Source organism: Streptomyces californicus (assembly GCF_000717645.1).
In the GTDB taxonomy this organism is placed as follows: domain Bacteria; phylum Actinomycetota; class Actinomycetes; order Streptomycetales; family Streptomycetaceae; genus Streptomyces; species Streptomyces californicus.
This window is the reverse complement of the sequence record NZ_JNZZ01000016.1, coordinates 243,449-258,910: the sequence shown is the minus strand read 5'-3', so window position 1 is coordinate 258,910 and position 15,462 is coordinate 243,449. Positions and strand designations below refer to the sequence as shown.

Sequence of the window (15,462 nt, the reverse complement as noted above, 5' to 3'; positions counted from 1 at the left end):
GGCGCCGCTCACCAGCCCGTCCACAGCAGGTGGTTGACGAGCAGAGCCGGAATCGCCGAGGCGGCCAGCCACCACCGCACACCCCGGCGGGGCAGCAGCGCCGCCGCGGGCAGCAGCCACAGCAGGAACGGCTGCCAGATCCGCTCGGTCTCCGCCTTGCTCATGCCGGACAGGTCCGCGGCGAGCAGCGCGGCCAGCGCCGCCAGGACGAGCAGCGCCAGCCTCCCCTCCCGGACGGCGGCCGGCGTGCGCCGCTCCTCCCCGGCCCGCGGGGCGGCCGCGCGGCCGCCCCGCAGATCCCGTACGGCGCCGGGCGCGGCGACCAGGCTCCGGCGCAGCCCGGCGACGGCGGCGAGCCCGGCCGCGAGGACCGCGCAGGCCAGGTTCGCCCAGACCCAGTAGCCGTACGGGCGGATGCCGCCCGCCCCCTGGTAGTAGCGCTCGACCAAGAGGTGGTAGGCCGTCCACCAGTTGAATCCGGCGAGCGTGAAGGCGACGGGCACGACCAGCGCGCCGAGCAGGAACACCGGCACGGGCCGGGCGGTGCGGGCGAGCAACGACACCGCGAGCAGGACCGCCGCCATCAGCCCCAGCCCGTAACTGAGGTAGCAGGTCCACCCGAACAGCAGACCACCGCCGAGCGCCGCCACGGCCGGACGGCCGACCCGGCGGGTGGCGGCCAGGGCGAACAGCGCGACCGACCAGGCGGCCACGGCCGTGAAGTAGCCGTCGGCGGACACCCCCGCCCACACGGCGGCCGGGGCGAGGACGAGGAAGGGCGCGGCACGCCGGGCCAACCGCTCACCGGCCAGGGCCCGCACGGTGACCAGGGCGGCCGCGGCCGCCGAGCTTCCCACGACGACGCAGAAGACGGCCGCCCAGGCCCCGCCGCCCAGCCCGACACGGTCCAGCCACACGAACGTCAGCGTCGCCCCCGGCGGGTGCCCGGCGACATGGGCGGGCCAGTTGCCGGGCTCGCCGATCACGATGTGGTTCGTGAAGTCGCGCAGGGTGGCGGGGATGTCCTCGAAGCGGTCGATGACCCGCAGGTACTCGTGTTTCGTCGTGAGCCGCTTCTCGACTCCCCGGTGCCAGCCGTCGATCGAGGCCAGAGAGAAGACCCAGGCCGTGGAGGCTGCCCAGGCGGCGGCCGGCAGCCCGCGCCAGGGCAGCCGGGCCGCCAGGCGCGGGCCGTACGCGACCACCCCGGCCGCCGTGATCAGGGCGGCGAGCGTTCCGGGGCCCGCGTGCGGGTCCCAGGAGGCCAGCAGGGGCGGCCACTGCGCGCGCAGGCTCCCGTCCCGGCTCTGCACGGCGTGGCCCACCAGCACCGCCGCCGTGACCAACAGCACGCCGCACGCCGCGGCGATCAGGTCCGCGCGCCCCGCGCGCCGGGCCCGGTCGTCGGTGCGGCCCGGTGGTACGGGCGGGCCGTGGCCCGTGCCGTCGGCGGTGTCGGCGGGAAGGACGTCCTCGGTCATCACGCTGGCACGCTATGCACACCGGGCGCCGATCGGGCGGTCCGGCGGGGCCGTGTCACCGAACCGTCAGATTCGGCCCGGGCCGTCTCCCGCCGGCCCGGCGCCCACCCCGCCCGGACGCGTCGCCCCGTCATCCGGCCGCCCCGTCCCGCCACGACGTCAGAATTCCGTCAGGAGTCGCGTCCACCCGTGGACGGCGTTCCGCGCATAGCGTCGGCCCCATGCCCGAACGTCCCCGGATCCGTTCCCTCCCCATTCCGCGCACCCCCGCCGACCCCGGCTTCTGGCGCAGCCCCGTGCGGGGCGCGCGTTTCACCGCCGTCCTCGGGCTCGTCCTGCTCGTCGGCCTCACGCTGCTGTTCGTCACCGGTCTGCTCTCGTACGCCGCCTACAACCCGGACCTGAACCGGGTCAACGACAAGACCCCGGGCAAGGGCCTGCTCGGCTTCTACCTGTTCTCCTGGCCGACCGGGCCCCACTGGCTCTACCGGCTGACGCAGGGGCTGCACGTCACGGCCGGCATCGTGCTCGTCCCCGTGCTGCTCGCCAAGCTCTGGTCGGTGATCCCCCGGTTCTTCGCGCTGCCCCCCGTCCGCTCGGTGGGACACGCCCTGGAGCGGCTCTCGCTGCTGCTGCTCGTCGGCGGGGCGCTGTTCCAGTTCGTCACCGGACTGCTCAACATCCAGCTGGACTACCTCTTCCCCGGGTCCTTCTACACCCTGCACTTCTACGGGGCGTGGGTCTTCCTCGCCGGATTCCTCACCCATACGGTCCTCAAGACCCCGCAAGCCGTACGAGCGCTGCGCGACGGCCTCCCGCGCGGCGGACCGGACGTCCTCGCCGCTCCCGACCCGCTGCCCGCGACCCTTTCGCGGCGCGGGGCGCTGGCACTCGTCGGGGCCGGGTCGCTGCTGCTCCTGATCACTTCCGCAGGGCGCAGTTTCGACGGGACGCCGCGCCGCATCGCGCTCCTCACCCCGCGCGGTGGCACCGATCCCGGGCCGGGCCCCAACGCCTTCCAGGTCAACAAGACGGCCACCGCCGTCCGTATCCGGCCTGCCGACACCGGCGAGAACTGGCGGCTGACGGTACGGGGACCGGCCGGGGAGTTCCGTCTCTCCCGCGCCGAACTCCTGGCCATGGAGCAGCACACCGCACACCTGCCGATCGCGTGCGTGGAGGGCTGGTCCACCTCCGACCAGCAGTGGCGCGGAGTCCGGCTCGCCGATCTGGCCGCGCTCGCCGGATACCCGGACCGCCCGCCGGGCGTGTTCGTCGAGTCGCTCCAGCGCCGGGGCTCCTTCCGCAAGGCCGCGCTGCGCGACAACCAGGTGCGCGACGGCCGTTCGCTGCTCGCCCTGCGGGTGAACGGCGCGCCGCTGTCGCCCGACCACGGCTACCCGGCCCGGATCATCGTTCCCGCCGCGCCCGGGGTGCTGAACACCAAGTGGGTCGAGACGCTGACGTTCGGAGAGCTGTGATGTCCACCCGAGCCGTTCCGCCACCGCCGCCGTCCCGCCGCTCGCGCCTCTCGCCGCGCAGGCTGTACGGCGAGGGCCCGCTCCATTCGGTCCTGCTCGCCGCCACGTTCTGTCTGGCCGGCTACGCGGGCGTACGGCTGCTGGACGGGGACACCGCGGGCGTCCTGCTCTGGTTCGCCGGATCGGCGGTCCTGCACGACATGGTGCTGCTGCCGGTGTACGCCGGCGCCGACCGGGCGCTGCGCGCCGCCCTCGGCCCCCGGACCGCGCTGGTGAACTTCGTCCGGGTGCCCGCCTTCCTCTCCGTCCTGCTCCTGCTGATCTGGTTCCCGCTGATCGCCCGGCGGACCGAACGGCGGTACGAGGCCGCCGCCGGCACCACCCCGGACGTCTACCTCGGCAACTGGCTGCTGATCACCGGCGTGCTGTTCGCCCTCTCCGCGCTCTGGCTGCTGGTCCGGGCACTCCGCTCCCGTGCGGGACGCCGCAGCGACACGAAGGTCCGCTCCTCCGCACCCCACTGATCGGCCGTACGCCATCCGGCGGCGTGCGCGTACCGGAGCAGGGCCGCCGTGCCGATCCGCGCCCAGGGGAACGACTCGCCGGCGTCGCCCACGGGGGAGGGGCCGGGCTCTCCGGACAGCCCGCCGCGGCCGTCGTCGAGCCGTACCCGGACCCGCTCGTCCACGTCGACGGGGGCGCTCTCGGCGATCAGGAGCCCACCGGAGCCCAGCAGGGCGGCCGCCCGCTCCAGCAGGGCGGCCGGATCGCCCCCGATGCCGATGTTTCCGTCGAGCAGGAGCAGCGTGCCCCAGCGGCCCTCGCCCGGCAGCGGGTCGAAGACGCTGCGGACCAGGGCCGCGCCGCCCAGCCTCCGCGTACGGGCCACCGCGGCCTCGCTGACGTCGATGCCCAGCGCCCGGTGGCCGAGCGAGGCGAGTTCCGCCACCAGCCGCCCCGGCCCGCAGCCGACGTCCAGCACCGGCCCCTCGCACCGGTGCAGCGCGGACAGGTCGGCGGAGCCCGCGCCGGAACACCAGCGCTCCACGTCCAGGGGCAGCAGCCAGCCGTCGCTGCGACGCAGGAACAGCGGACCGCGGCCGGTGCGCAGGGCGTTGGCGTACGGGTCGGCGCCCCAGGTGGTACCCGCGCGGTCGGCGGACGTACCGAGGGGATCCCGGGCCTCGGCCGGGGAGGCCGGAGCCGGTGCGGGCGGCCCGGACGAGGGCACGGTCGTGCTCATCGCACCCCCGCCCCGGTCAGCCGGCCGAGCGCCGCCGCGAACCGGCCGCCCGGCGCCGCCGAGGCGACGCGACGGGCGTCGGCCGCGGTGTCCACGTCCACCAGGACCGGCAGTTCCCGTACGGCGAGTCCCGCCTCCACCAGCCGGCGCCGCTGCACCGCCCCGGTCTCCGGGACGGACATCGGCACCCCGAGCAGCAGCGCGGGATCGGGCTCCGCCAGGCCCAGGGCCCAGAACCCGCCGTCCTCGGCCGGACCGAACCAGGCCCCGCAGCCGTCCCAGGCGTCCGGAGCGAGAGCGGGCGCGAGATGCGCGGCGCCGATCTGCGGGGTGTCCATGCCGACCAGCAGGGCCGGCCCCGTACACCCGCCGAAGGCCGCCGCGAGGCGCTCGTCCAGGCCGCCGCCGCTCTGCGGCACCACCTCGAAACCCGGGGGGACCCAGTCACCGGGCCGCCCGTCGAGGACCAGGACGCGCCGCCGGGCGGGGAGGGCGAGCAGGGTCTCCAGGGTGTCCGCGAGGGAGGCGGCGGCCAGTTCGGCGGCCTCGGCGGGGGAGAAGGGCGGACAGAGCCGGGTCTTCACCCGTCCGGCCACCGGCTCCTTGGCGATGACCAGCAGTTCCGTGCATCCGCGGGCGCTCATCGCAGCGCCCCCGACCGTGCACGCGTGCCCCGGCCCGCCGTGCGGTCCACGGGCGGTTCCCGCAGGACCTCCCGCATGTCGCGGACCGCCTGCCAGGTGCCGCGCCAGGTTCCGGTCACCTTCGACTTCCCCGTGCGCGGGCGGTAGGGGACGTCGCTCTCGGTGACCCGCAGCCCGGCGTCCGAGGCCCGGACCACCATCTGGAGGGGGTAGCCGCTGCGCCGGTCGGTGAGGTCCAGGGCGAGCAGGTCGGTGCGGCGGGCGGCCCGCAGCGGGCCGAGGTCGTGCAGCCGCAGCCCGGTGCGGCGGCGCAGCATCCGGGCCAGCGCGGCGTTGCCCGCTCGGGCGTGCGCCGGCCAGGCGCCGCGGCCCTCGGGGCGACGGCGGCCGAGCAGCAGATCGCATTCGCCGTCCGCGACCCGCCGGACGAAGCCGGCGAGCAGGGCCGGGTCGAGCGAACCGTCGCAGTCGCAGAAGCAGACGAACTCGGCATCGGCGGCGAGGAGTCCCGCGTGGCAGGCGGCGCCGAACCCCCGCCGCTCCTCCGTGACCACGGTCGCGCCGAGGGAGCGGGCGAGGTCGGCCGAACCGTCGGTGGAGCCGTTGTCGACCACGATCGCGCGCCAGCCCGCGGGGACGCGATCGAGTACCCGGGGCAGGGCGGCCGCCTCGTCGAGGCAGGGCAGGACGATGTCCGCCCTCGGGGAGCCGCCGTCCGGGACGGGGGGAAGCGGGAGGGACGCAGAAGATTCGGTCACCTGCCTCACCCTACGAAGACAACTCCGGCATTACGGGCATCAGGTTCTTACGAAACAGGGACATCGGCCGGATGGGGGTGCTCTACCACCGGAACGCCGGGAGCGGAGTGCCAGAGTTGGGGCATGGAGAACCTCCCGCCGACCCGGCACGCGGAGCCCGCCCCCAGGGGCGTGCGCGGCCTGGTCCTCGTCGTGGACGACGACCCGACCGTCGCCGAGGTCGTCGTCGGGTACCTGCGTCGCGCCGGCTACGCGGTCGACCAGGCCGACGACGGTCCCGCCGCGCTGCGGCGGTTCGCGGCGCACCGGCCCGATCTGGTCGTCCTGGACCTGATGCTCCCCGCCATGGACGGGTTCGAGGTCTGCCGCCGGATGCGTGCCCACGGGCCGGTCCCCGTCATCATGCTCACCGCCCGCGGCGACGAGGAGGACCGCGTCCTCGGTCTGGAGACCGGCGCCGACGACTACGTCACGAAGCCCTTCAGCCCGCGCGAACTGGTCCTGCGGGTCGACTCCGTACTGCGCCGGGCCCGGGTCGCTCCGCCGCCGGCCGACGCCGCTCCGCTCTGCGGCGGCGGCCTGGTGCTCGATCCCGCCTCCCGGCAGGCCCACCGGGACGGGCGCGGACTCGCCCTGACCCTGCGGGAGTTCGACCTGCTCGCCTTTCTGCTGCGACACCCCGGAAAGGCGTTCGGGCGGGAGGAGCTGATGCGGGAAGTGTGGGGATGGGACTTCGGCGACCCGTCGACGGTCACGGTCCACATCCGCAGGCTGCGCGGCAAGGTCGAGACCGACCCGGCCCGTCCCCGCCTGATCCGCACCGTGTGGGGCGTGGGGTACCGGCTGGACGTGCGGCCGGCCTCAAAGGGAGCGGAGGCGGACCAGGACCCCGGCGGTCTTCCCGCGCCGTCGTCCCAAGGCCGGTCGCGATGAACGACGTCCTGCTCATCGCGCTCTTCGCCTTCCTCGGCGCGACGGCCGCCGGGCTCCTCGGCGCGGTCGTTCTGCGGCTTCTGCGCCACCGCTCGCTGGTGGTCTCCTTCAGCGTCGTCGCCGGAGTGGCCGTCACGGCGATGCTGGCCGGGACGCTGACGGTCGCCTGGGCGATGCTCCTCTCCTCCCACGACCTCTACGTCATCACGACCGTCGTCGCCATGGCCGCCCTGGTCTCCCTGGCCACCGCCGTCCTGCTGGGGCGCTGGGTCGCGGCCCGGAGCCATGAACTCACCCTCGCCGCGCGCTCGTTCGGTGACGGCGGCACCTTCGCCGCCCCTGCCGGGCAACCCACCGCCGAACTGGCCGAACTCGCCCGTGAACTGGCCGCCACCAGCGCCCGGCTGGACAGTTCCCGGGAGCGGGAGCGCGCGTTGGAGACCTCGCGACGCGAACTGGTCGCGTGGATCTCGCACGACCTGCGTACGCCCCTCGCCGGCCTGCGGGCCATGGCCGAAGCGCTGGAGGACGGTATGGCCGTCGACTCCGGCCGCTATCTGCGGCAGATACGGACGGAGGTCGAGAGGATGAACGTGATGGTCGGTGACCTCTTCGAGCTCTCCCGGATCCAGGCCGGTTCGCTCACCCTGTCGCCCGCCCGGATCTCCCTCCAGGACCTGGTGGGCGACGCGCTGGCCGGGGCCGACCCGCTCGCCCGGGAACACGGTGTGCGGCTGGTCGGCGACCGGATCGAGGAGGTTCCGGTGGAGGTCGACGGCAAGGAGATGAGCCGGGTTCTGGGCAACCTCCTGGTCAACGCCATCCGCCGGACCCCGCCCGACGGCGCGGTGGCCGTGGCCGCGCACCGCTCGGACGGCTGGGTGGTGCTGTCGGTGACCGACGGATGCGGAGGCATCCCGGAGGAGGACCTGCCCCGGGTCTTCGAGACCGGATGGCGCGGCAGCCACGCCCGCACCCCGCCCGCCGGAGCGGGCCTCGGCCTCGCCATCGTGCGCGGCATCGTCGAGGCGCACGCCGGCCGGGCCGAGGTCCGCAACGTCCGGGGCGGCTGCCGCTTCTCGGTCACGCTCCCGACAGCGTGACGGTGTCCTCCCGGCGCGGCCCGCCGGGAGAGCGCAGCGCGGCCGCCGCGAAGTCCCTCATCCCCTCGGCGAACGGCACGCGGGGCCGCCAGCCCAACTCCTCGCGCAGCGCCCGCGAGTCCGCGGTGACATGGCGTACGTCGCCGAGGCGGTACTCCCCGGTCACCACCGGGTCCGGGCCGCCGTGGGCGGCGGCCAGGGCGCCGGCCATCTCGCCGATGGTGTGCGGCTCGCCGCTGCCGGTGTTGTACGCGGCGAACGAGCTGTCCCGCCGCTCCCGCAGCGCCTCCAGGGCCAGGACGTTCGCGGCGGCCACATCACGTACGTGGACGAAGTCGCGCCGCTGGCCCCCGTCCTCGTAGACCCGGGGCGCCTCGCCGCGCGCCAGGGCCGAGCGGAAGAACGAGGCGACGCCGGCGTAGGGGGTGTCGCGCGGCATGCCCGGCCCGTACACGTTGTGGTAGCGGAGGGACACAGCCCGGCCGCCCGCCGCCCGCGCCCACGCGGCGGCCAGGTGCTCCTGGGCCAGTTTGGTCGACGCGTAGACGTTGCGCGGGTCGACCGGCGCGTCCTCGGCCACCAGACCGGGGGTCAGTTCCGCTCCGCAGTCCGGGCAGCGCGGCTCGAACCTGCCCGCCCGCAGATCGGCCTCCGCGCGCGGTCCCGGCCGGACGGCGCCGTGCCGTGGGCAGGTGTAGCGGCCCTCCCCGTAGACCACCATCGATCCGGCGAGCACCAGGTCCCGGACCCCGGCCGCCGCCATCTCCGCCAGCAGCACGGCGGTGCCGAGGTCGTTGCACCCGACGTAGAGCGGGGCGTCCGCGAAGTCCTTGCCGAGGCCGACCATGGCCGCCTGGTGGCAGACGGCGTCCACCCCGGCCAGCGCGTCCGCCACCGCCTCCCGGTCCCGTACGTCCCCGACGACCGTCCGGTCGCCCGGCGGCGCGGTGGGCGTGGGGCCGGGGTGGGCCGACGGCAGCAGGGCGTCCAGCACCACGCTCTCGTGCCCGGCCGCGGTGAGTGCGGCGACGACGTGTGACCCGATGAACCCGGCTCCGCCGGTGACCAGTACGCGCATGGAACGCCACGCTAGGCCCGGACCGGCGCCGCCCCGGGGTGCGGCGCGCGCACGTCACCGGTCCGTAAGAACGCGGCCGGCCGGCCGGTCAGCGCACGCACTGGCCCGGGGCGGCGTCCAGGCGGACGAAGGGGATGCGGCGGCCGGCCCGCCGGTAGGGGTCCGGTCCGCCGTCGGCGATGTCGACGCCCGCCGAGGCGCACAACCGCCTGGCGGCCCGCGGGCGGGCGGGGGCGCAGCGGGCCAGGATCTCGCCGCCCTCCTCCGCGCTCGGGAAGTGGGCGGTGACCGCGTAGTGGCGGTTGCCGAACTGGATCGTGGTCTTCGGCCTGGTCCGCAGGGCGCGGTACCAGGCGGCCTCCGGGCCGTGGCACGACGCCAGGATCCAGGTCCCCTCCCCGCGGTCGTGGGCGACGACCTCCAGGGCCACCCGCCGGTCCGGGCCGCTGTCGCGGCCGGCGTGGCGCAGAAGGAGCAGGCGCCGCCCGAAGACCGGGCCGAGGCCCATGCGGTAGAGGGCGGGCGGCAGACGGGCGAGCCGTCGCCGCCGGCCGCCGGATCGAGGCGGCCGGTCGACCCCGGCATGCTGGTGTGACGTCATCGCAAGACCTCCTCGGGGTGCGGACGGGACCGGTCACCACACCGGCTACCCCGTCGATTCTTCGCTACCGCAAGGTTTGCACACGGGATCGGACGGGCGGCGGAAGGGCCGGGGCGGAGGGCGGGCGGGCGAGCGGGAGGCGGGGAGAGAGGAGCGCGGAGGGCGGGCGGACGCGGGGCGCGGCCCTGTTCCCGCCCCCGACGGCCGTTGCGGCACCACGGATACCAAAGCACCGTTTTTCAGCCACACTTGACTGCGAGCCAGCGGAACACCACCCCATGTGCCCTATCGACAAGGCTGATTGGTGAGCTTAGGCTCGCCTAAGTTCGGGCGGGCCGCTTCGTCGGCATGCCCGCCTTCCGTGCCTTCCCCTCACGCCTGACAGGCGGACTTCCCGGACGATGGGAGTGACATGTCTCAGGTTCTTCCTGGCGACACACCACCGGTCCACGACCTCATCGGCATAGGCTTCGGCCCGTCCAATGTGGCCATGGCGATCGCGCTCAGCGAGCACAACAGCAAAGTCGGCAGGCAGGATTCGGTCACCGCCCACTTCTTCGAGCAGCAGACGGGCTTCGGCTGGCACCGCGGCATGCTCATCGACGACGCCACCATGCAGGTCTCCTTCCTCAAGGACCTGGTGACGCTCCGGAACCCGGCCAGCGAGTTCAGCTTCCTGTGCTATCTGCAGAGCAAGGGCCGGCTGATCGACTTCATCAACCACAAGAACCTCTTTCCGCTGCGGGTGGAGTTCCACGACTACCTCGAATGGGCCGCGGCGAAGGTCGACGACCAGGTCTCCTACGGCCACGAGGTCGTCGGCGTCACCCCGTTCGTCCACGACGGCGCGATCGAGCACCTGGACGTGACCGTTCGCTGCGGCGACGAGGTCACGGTCCACCGCGCCCGCAACCTCGTCATCGGAACCGGGCTGCGCCCCCTCGTGCCCGAGGGGGTGGAGCGGGGCGCCCGCGTCTGGCACAACTCCGACCTGCTGCGCAAGGTCGACACCCTCGACGGCGCGGCGCCCTCGCGGTTCGTCGTCGTCGGCGCCGGCCAGAGCGCCGCCGAGAACGTCGCCTATCTGCACCGCCGCTTCCCGGACGCCGAGATCTGCGCCGTCTTCTCCCGGTACGGCTACAGCCCCGCCGACGACAGCGGTTTCGCCAACCGCATCTTCGACCCGGAGGCCGTCGACGACTACTTCGCGGCCCCCGAGGCGGTCAAGAGCAGCCTGATGGCCTACCACGCCAACACCAACTACTCCGTGGTGGACATCGACCTCATCGACGACCTCTACCGCCAGATGTACCGGGAGAAGGTCCTGGGCACCGAACGGCTGCGGTTCCTCAACGTGTCCCGGGTCACCCGCGTGGCGGAGGGGGACGACGGCGTCCGCGCCACGGTGACGTCCCTGGTGACCGGCGAGGAGTCCGAACTCGACGCCGACGTCGTGGTGTTCGCCACCGGATACAGCCCCGCCGATCCGCTCGGCGTGCTCGGCGAGGCCGGCGGGTACTGCCTGCGCGACGCGGCGGACCGCGTCCGCGTCGAGCGCGACTACCGGGTCGCGACCGACCCGGCGCTCCGCTGCGGCATCTATCTCCAGGGCGGTACGGAGCACACGCACGGCATCACCACGTCGCTGCTCTCCAACACCGCCGTACGGGTCGGGGAGATCCTCGACTCCCTCCTCGGCCGCCGGGTCAAGTCCACCTCCGACGAGTCCGGTCCGGTGGCCGAGCCGGCCGACCGCGGCGTGGCGGCGGGGTCCTGACCGGCCCGTACGCCTCACGTCCCGCCCGCCCGGTGGCCTGCCGGGCGGGCGGGATGATTGTTCTGATCAAAGGGATATCGTTCCTCGACATGGTGACGACTGAGGTGCGGCCCCCCACGCCCGGGGGCGCGACGGACACGCGCGGGCGACGGGTGGCGGGGCTGGGCGTCCTCGCGCTCGTCCTGGTGGTCGCGGCGGGCGCCTCGCTGGCCGTCGGGGCGCGCGCGTTGAGCCCCGGCGAGGTCTGGCACGGGCTGTTCGCGGACCCCCAGCCCGACCAGAAGCTCACCGAGATCCGCCTCATCGTGCAGACCGTGCGCGTGCCCCGGACGGTCCTCGCGATCGTGGCCGGACTGGCGCTCGGCGTCAGCGGCGCGCTGATCCAGGGGTACACCCGCAATCCGGTCGCCGACACGGGGCTGCTGGGCGTGAACGCCGGCGCCTCCTTCGCCGTGGTGTCGGTGATCGCCGTGTTCGGGTTCACCGACCCGTTCCAGTACGTCTGGTTCGCCTTCGTCGGCGCGGGTCTCGCCGGTGCTCTGGTCTTCGGCCTGGCCAGTATCGGCAGGGGCGCGGGCAATCCGCTGACGCTCGCGCTGGCCGGACAGGGCGTCACGGTGTTCCTCGCGGCGATGACCACGGCGGTCGCGCTCACCGACAAGGAGTCGCTGAACGCCCTGCGGTTCTGGAACGCGGGCTCGGTGGCCGGCGTCGGGTTCCACGTGATCGGACCGGTGACCGGCTTCGTCGCCGTCGGTCTGGCCCTGGCGCTGATCACCCTGCCCGCCCTCAACCTGCTCAACCTGGGCGACGACGTGGCGCGGGCGCTGGGCGTGAACATCGCGGTCAGCCGGACGATCGGCATCGCCGCCGTGACCCTGCTGGCGGGCGCCGCCACCGCGGCCTGCGGTCCCATCGCCTTCCTCGGGCTCATGGTGACCCACGTGGCCCGCCACCTCACCGGGCCCGACTACCGCTGGCTGGTGCCGTACGCCGGTCTGCTCGGCGCGGTGGTCCTGCTGGTCTGCGACATCGCGGGCCGCCTGGTGGTGCGGCCGGGAGAGCTGGAATCGGGCGTCGTGGTCGCCCTCCTGGGAGCGCCCTTCTTCGCGCTCCTGGTGTGGCGCGGAAGGTTCAGGAGCGGGGCATGAAGCAGATCCACGTACCCGGGGAGCAGGCCCCGCCACCCGCGAGCGGCACCGAGCCGGAGCAGGCGTCGATGCCGCCCGGCGTACGGCTCGGAACGGTGTCGTTCGTCTGGCGGCCCTGGCTCGTGCTGGTCACCCTGGTCCTCGCGGCGGCGGCCTTCCTGGTCTTCTGCCTCTCGATCGGCGTCGGCGACTTCCCCATCGCCCTCACCCGGGTCGTCGCCACCCTCTTCGGGCAGGGGGAGCAGGTCGACGAGTTCGTGATCATGGACCTCCGCCTGCCCCGGGCGCTGGCCGGTCTGATCGTCGGCCTCGCCCTGGGTGTGTCCGGGGCCATCACCCAGTCCGTGGCGCGCAACCCCCTCGCCAGCCCCGACATCCTGGGGATCACCTCCGGGGCCGGCGCGGTCGCGGTGTTCCTGGTGACCACGACGGGCGGGACCGCCGCGGCGGTCACCGGCTCGGTCGGGCTGTCGGCGGCGGCCCTGCTGGGCGGGCTCGGCACCGGGCTGCTGGTCTACTTCCTCGCCTGGCGGCGGGGGATCGACGGCTTCCGCCTCATCCTGATCGGCATCTCGGTCACCGCGATGATGCAGGCGATCACGACCTGGCTGCTGACCTCGGCCGACATCCGCGACGTGGCACGCGCCCAGGTGTGGCTGGTCGGCTCGCTGGACAACCGGTCCTGGGGCGAGGTCGAGGTGGCCTTCTGGGGCACGCTCGTCCTGCTGGTCGCCGTCGCCCTGGTGGCCTTCCCGTTCAAGCCGATGCACCTCGGCGACGACGTCGCGGCCGGGCTGGGCGTACGGTTCGGGCGGGTGCGGGGCGTCCTGCTGCTCTGTGCCGTCCTGCTGGCCGCGGTGGGGGTGAGCGCGGCCGGGCCGGTCCCGTTCGTCGCGCTGGTGGCCCCGCAGGTGGCGATGCGCCTGGGGCGGTGGCCGACGCCGCCGTTGATCGCCTCCGGCCTGGTGGGCGCGCTGCTGCTGATCGGCTCCGATCTTCTCGCCCGCACGGTGCTGCCGCTCGGACTTCCGGTCGGCGTGGTCACCGCGGTGATCGGCGGGCCGTTCCTCGTCCACCTGCTGGTGCGGGCGAACCTCCGGTAGATGGTAGAAGTAAGGCATACCTCAACAAGGGGGGCTCGTGGCCGCTCAGTTCACCGCCGGTACCGCTGATGTCAAGGACGTCGCGCGGCTGGCCGCCCGGGGCGTCACCGTCGGGTACGGCGACCGCACGGTCATCGACGGACTCGACGTGACGATCCCGCCGGGCGTGATCACCACGATCATCGGCCCCAACGGCTGCGGGAAGTCGACCCTGTTGCGCACCCTGAGCCGGCTGCTCAGACCGACCGGCGGCACCGTCGTCCTGGACGGCGAGGACATCGGCCGGCTCCGGACCAGGGACGTGGCCAAGAAGCTCGGGCTGCTGCCGCAGGCGCCGGTCGCCCCGGACGGGCTGACCGTCGCCGACCTCGTCGCGCGCGGACGCCATCCGCACCAGAGCTGGCTGCGGCAGTGGTCGTCGGACGACGCCGACGTGGTGCGGCGCGCGCTGGCCATGACCGGGGTGGCGGATCTCGCCGAGCGTCCCGTGGACTCCCTGTCCGGCGGTCAGCGCCAGCGCGTGTGGATCTCGATGACGCTGGCCCAGGGCACCGACCTGCTGCTGCTCGACGAGCCGACCACCTATCTGGACCTGGCCCACGCGATCGACGTGCTCGACCTGGTCGACGACCTGCACGAGTCGGGCCGCACCGTGGTCATGGTCCTGCACGACCTCAACCTGGCGACCCGCTACAGCGACCACCTCGTCGTCATGCGGGCGGGCGCGGTCCTGGCGCAGGGGCACCCCCGCGACGTCATCACCGCCGAGCTGCTGCACGAGGCGTTCGGGCTGCGGGCCCGGGTGGTCGAGGACCCGGTCGGTGACCGGCCGCTCATCGTGCCGATAGGCCGCGCCCACGTCAGGCCGGACGCGTAGCGCGTGGGCGGAGCGACTTCTCGCGGGGGCGGGAGGGCGGCTCTCCCGCCGGCGCCAACTGGTTCTGACCGGCGGAAAGTTGTTCAGTAAGGCTAGGCTGCCCTCAGTTGATCGGGGTAGAGTCTGGCTGCCTCACACAGAGGCGCAGTGGGCAGTGCTAGAGCAAGGGATTCCGACAGATGCTTCTCCATCGAACGACGTCTGTGAAGCCGTGGCAGCGGCTGGCCGCGGCCGTGTCCGCCGCGACCCTCGGCGTCGGTCTTCTCGCGGGGTGCGGTACCGACCCGGCGGACGAGAAGAAGAACGACGACGCCCCGGCCGCCGGCGGCGGAGCGTTCCCGGTCACGGTGGAGCACGCCTTCGGAAAGACCGAGGTCAAGCAGGCCCCGAAGCGGGTCGTCACCGTCGGCTACACCGACGACCAGGCCGTCCTGGCCTTCGGCATCAAGCCGGTCGGCATGGTCGACCAGTACCCCAACCCCGCCGGGCAGACTCCTGACGTCAACACCCAGTGGCCCTGGGTGAAGGAGCAGTGGGGCGACGCCCGTCCCGAGGTCGTCATGAAGAACGGCGACGCCGGCCCCAACTTCGAGAAGATCGCCTCCCTGCGCCCCGACCTGATCATCGCGGTCTACTCCGAGGTCGACAAGGCCGCCTACGAGAAGCTCTCCAGGATCGCCCCCACCGTCGGCCGCACCAAGGGCGAGAAGGAACTCTTCAGCGCCCCGTGGCAGGACAACGCCGTGCACATCGCCAAGGCGCTCGGCAAGGAGAAGGAGGGCGCCGACCTGGTCAAGGGCATCCAGACCAGGCTCGACGCCGCCAAGAAGGCCAACCCCGGCTTCGGCGGGCAGAAGGCCGTCGCGGCGTCCTGGTACAAGGACGCGATCTCCGCGTTCACCTCCACCGACGTCCGCGGACGCCTCATCACGGGCACCGGCTTCACCTACCAGAACGAGATCGACAAGGTCGCCGGCGGCGACTTTTCCACCGAGCTCTCGCCCGAGCGCATCGACCTGATCGACGTCGACCGCATCTTCGTCATCAACGACAAGGCCGACACGGACGCGCTCAAGAAGTCCGAACTGTTCAACAACCTCCCGGCCGTCAAGAACGACAAGGTCTCCTACCTCCTGGACAGCGAGGGCCCCGCGATCGGCGCCGCCATGTCCCAGGGGACCCTGCTCTCCCTGCCGTACGCGATCGACGAACTCGTCGAATCCGCCAAGTAA

The 15,462-nt window shown here is 73.6% G+C and carries 14 protein-coding genes; 8 read left to right on the top strand and 6 right to left on the bottom strand.

Translation table 11 applies throughout. From position 1 onward, the window contains the following. Positions 1–8 precede the first annotated feature (8 nt). A complete protein-coding gene (locus IF19_RS0121510) occupies positions 9–1,481 on the bottom strand; it encodes a hypothetical protein (protein WP_372340715.1) in 1,473 nt (490 codons plus the stop codon). Between the two features lie 221 nt (positions 1,482–1,702). Here IF19_RS0121510 and IF19_RS0121505 point away from each other — a divergent pair, with 221 nt between their 5' ends. Next, on the top strand, positions 1,703–2,962 hold the full coding sequence (locus tag IF19_RS0121505; RefSeq protein ID WP_030116832.1) for a molybdopterin-dependent oxidoreductase: 1,260 nt from the start codon (positions 1,703–1,705) through the stop codon (positions 2,960–2,962). A 391-nt stretch (positions 2,963–3,353) separates the two neighbouring features. On the opposite strand, the gene IF19_RS0121495 is transcribed toward IF19_RS0121505, so the two are convergent. From IF19_RS0121495 to IF19_RS0121485, 3 genes are read right to left on the bottom strand one after another with little or no spacing between them, the layout of a single operon-like run. Then, the gene (locus IF19_RS0121495) at positions 3,354–4,205 is read right to left on the bottom strand and encodes a class I SAM-dependent methyltransferase (protein WP_030116833.1); all 852 of its coding nucleotides are present in this window, start codon (positions 4,203–4,205) and stop codon (positions 3,354–3,356) included. Further along, positions 4,202–4,849 carry a TIGR04282 family arsenosugar biosynthesis glycosyltransferase gene (locus IF19_RS0121490; protein WP_030116834.1) on the bottom strand — a complete coding sequence of 216 codons (648 nt, stop codon included), beginning with the start codon at positions 4,847–4,849 and terminating at the stop codon, positions 4,202–4,204. The genes IF19_RS0121495 and IF19_RS0121490 overlap by 4 nt, the downstream gene beginning before the upstream one ends. After that, positions 4,846–5,607 carry a glycosyltransferase family 2 protein gene (locus tag IF19_RS0121485; RefSeq protein WP_050492766.1) on the bottom strand — a complete coding sequence of 254 codons (762 nt, stop codon included), beginning with the start codon at positions 5,605–5,607 and terminating at the stop codon, positions 4,846–4,848. The genes IF19_RS0121490 and IF19_RS0121485 overlap by 4 nt, the downstream gene beginning before the upstream one ends. A gap of 123 nt (positions 5,608–5,730) precedes the next feature. Here IF19_RS0121485 and IF19_RS0121480 point away from each other — a divergent pair, with 123 nt between their 5' ends. Beyond that, positions 5,731–6,540 (top strand): response regulator transcription factor, encoded by an 810-nt coding sequence (locus IF19_RS0121480; protein WP_030116837.1) that lies wholly within the window; start codon positions 5,731–5,733, stop codon positions 6,538–6,540. Further along, positions 6,537–7,643 (top strand): sensor histidine kinase, encoded by a 1,107-nt coding sequence (locus IF19_RS0121475; RefSeq protein WP_030190008.1) that lies wholly within the window; start codon positions 6,537–6,539, stop codon positions 7,641–7,643. The genes IF19_RS0121480 and IF19_RS0121475 overlap by 4 nt, the downstream gene beginning before the upstream one ends. Here the strand turns inward: IF19_RS0121475 and IF19_RS0121470 are convergent. Together IF19_RS0121470 and IF19_RS0121465 are read right to left on the bottom strand one after the other, a co-directional pair. Next, positions 7,624–8,721, bottom strand: a complete 1,098-nt coding sequence (locus tag IF19_RS0121470; protein WP_030116839.1) for an NAD-dependent epimerase/dehydratase family protein — start codon at positions 8,719–8,721, stop codon at positions 7,624–7,626. The two genes, IF19_RS0121475 and IF19_RS0121470, sit on opposite strands and share 20 nt — an antisense overlap. A gap of 88 nt (positions 8,722–8,809) precedes the next feature. Continuing rightward, positions 8,810–9,322, bottom strand: coding sequence for a nitroreductase family deazaflavin-dependent oxidoreductase (locus tag IF19_RS0121465; protein WP_030190012.1), 513 nt, complete (start codon positions 9,320–9,322; stop codon positions 8,810–8,812). 412 nt (positions 9,323–9,734) lie between these two features. Between IF19_RS0121465 and IF19_RS0121460 the strand changes: the two genes are divergently transcribed. The 5 genes from IF19_RS0121460 (at position 9,735) to IF19_RS0121440 (ending at position 15,462) form a co-directional block, all read left to right on the top strand. Further along, on the top strand, positions 9,735–11,099 hold the full coding sequence (locus IF19_RS0121460; protein WP_030116841.1) for a lysine N(6)-hydroxylase/L-ornithine N(5)-oxygenase family protein: 1,365 nt from the start codon (positions 9,735–9,737) through the stop codon (positions 11,097–11,099). 89 nt (positions 11,100–11,188) lie between these two features. After that, the gene (locus IF19_RS0121455) at positions 11,189–12,250 is read left to right on the top strand and encodes a FecCD family ABC transporter permease (protein ID WP_030116842.1); all 1,062 of its coding nucleotides are present in this window, start codon (positions 11,189–11,191) and stop codon (positions 12,248–12,250) included. A 68-nt stretch (positions 12,251–12,318) separates the two neighbouring features. Beyond that, complete coding sequence (locus IF19_RS0121450; RefSeq protein ID WP_373564057.1) at positions 12,319–13,353, top strand: FecCD family ABC transporter permease; 1,035 nt, start codon at positions 12,319–12,321, stop codon at positions 13,351–13,353. Positions 13,354–13,390: 37 nt separating this feature from the next. After that, entirely contained in the window at positions 13,391–14,230 is an 840-nt protein-coding gene (locus IF19_RS0121445) for an ABC transporter ATP-binding protein (protein WP_030116844.1), read from the top strand. 179 nt (positions 14,231–14,409) lie between these two features. Next, positions 14,410–15,462, top strand: coding sequence for an iron-siderophore ABC transporter substrate-binding protein (locus IF19_RS0121440; RefSeq protein ID WP_030116845.1), 1,053 nt, complete (start codon positions 14,410–14,412; stop codon positions 15,460–15,462).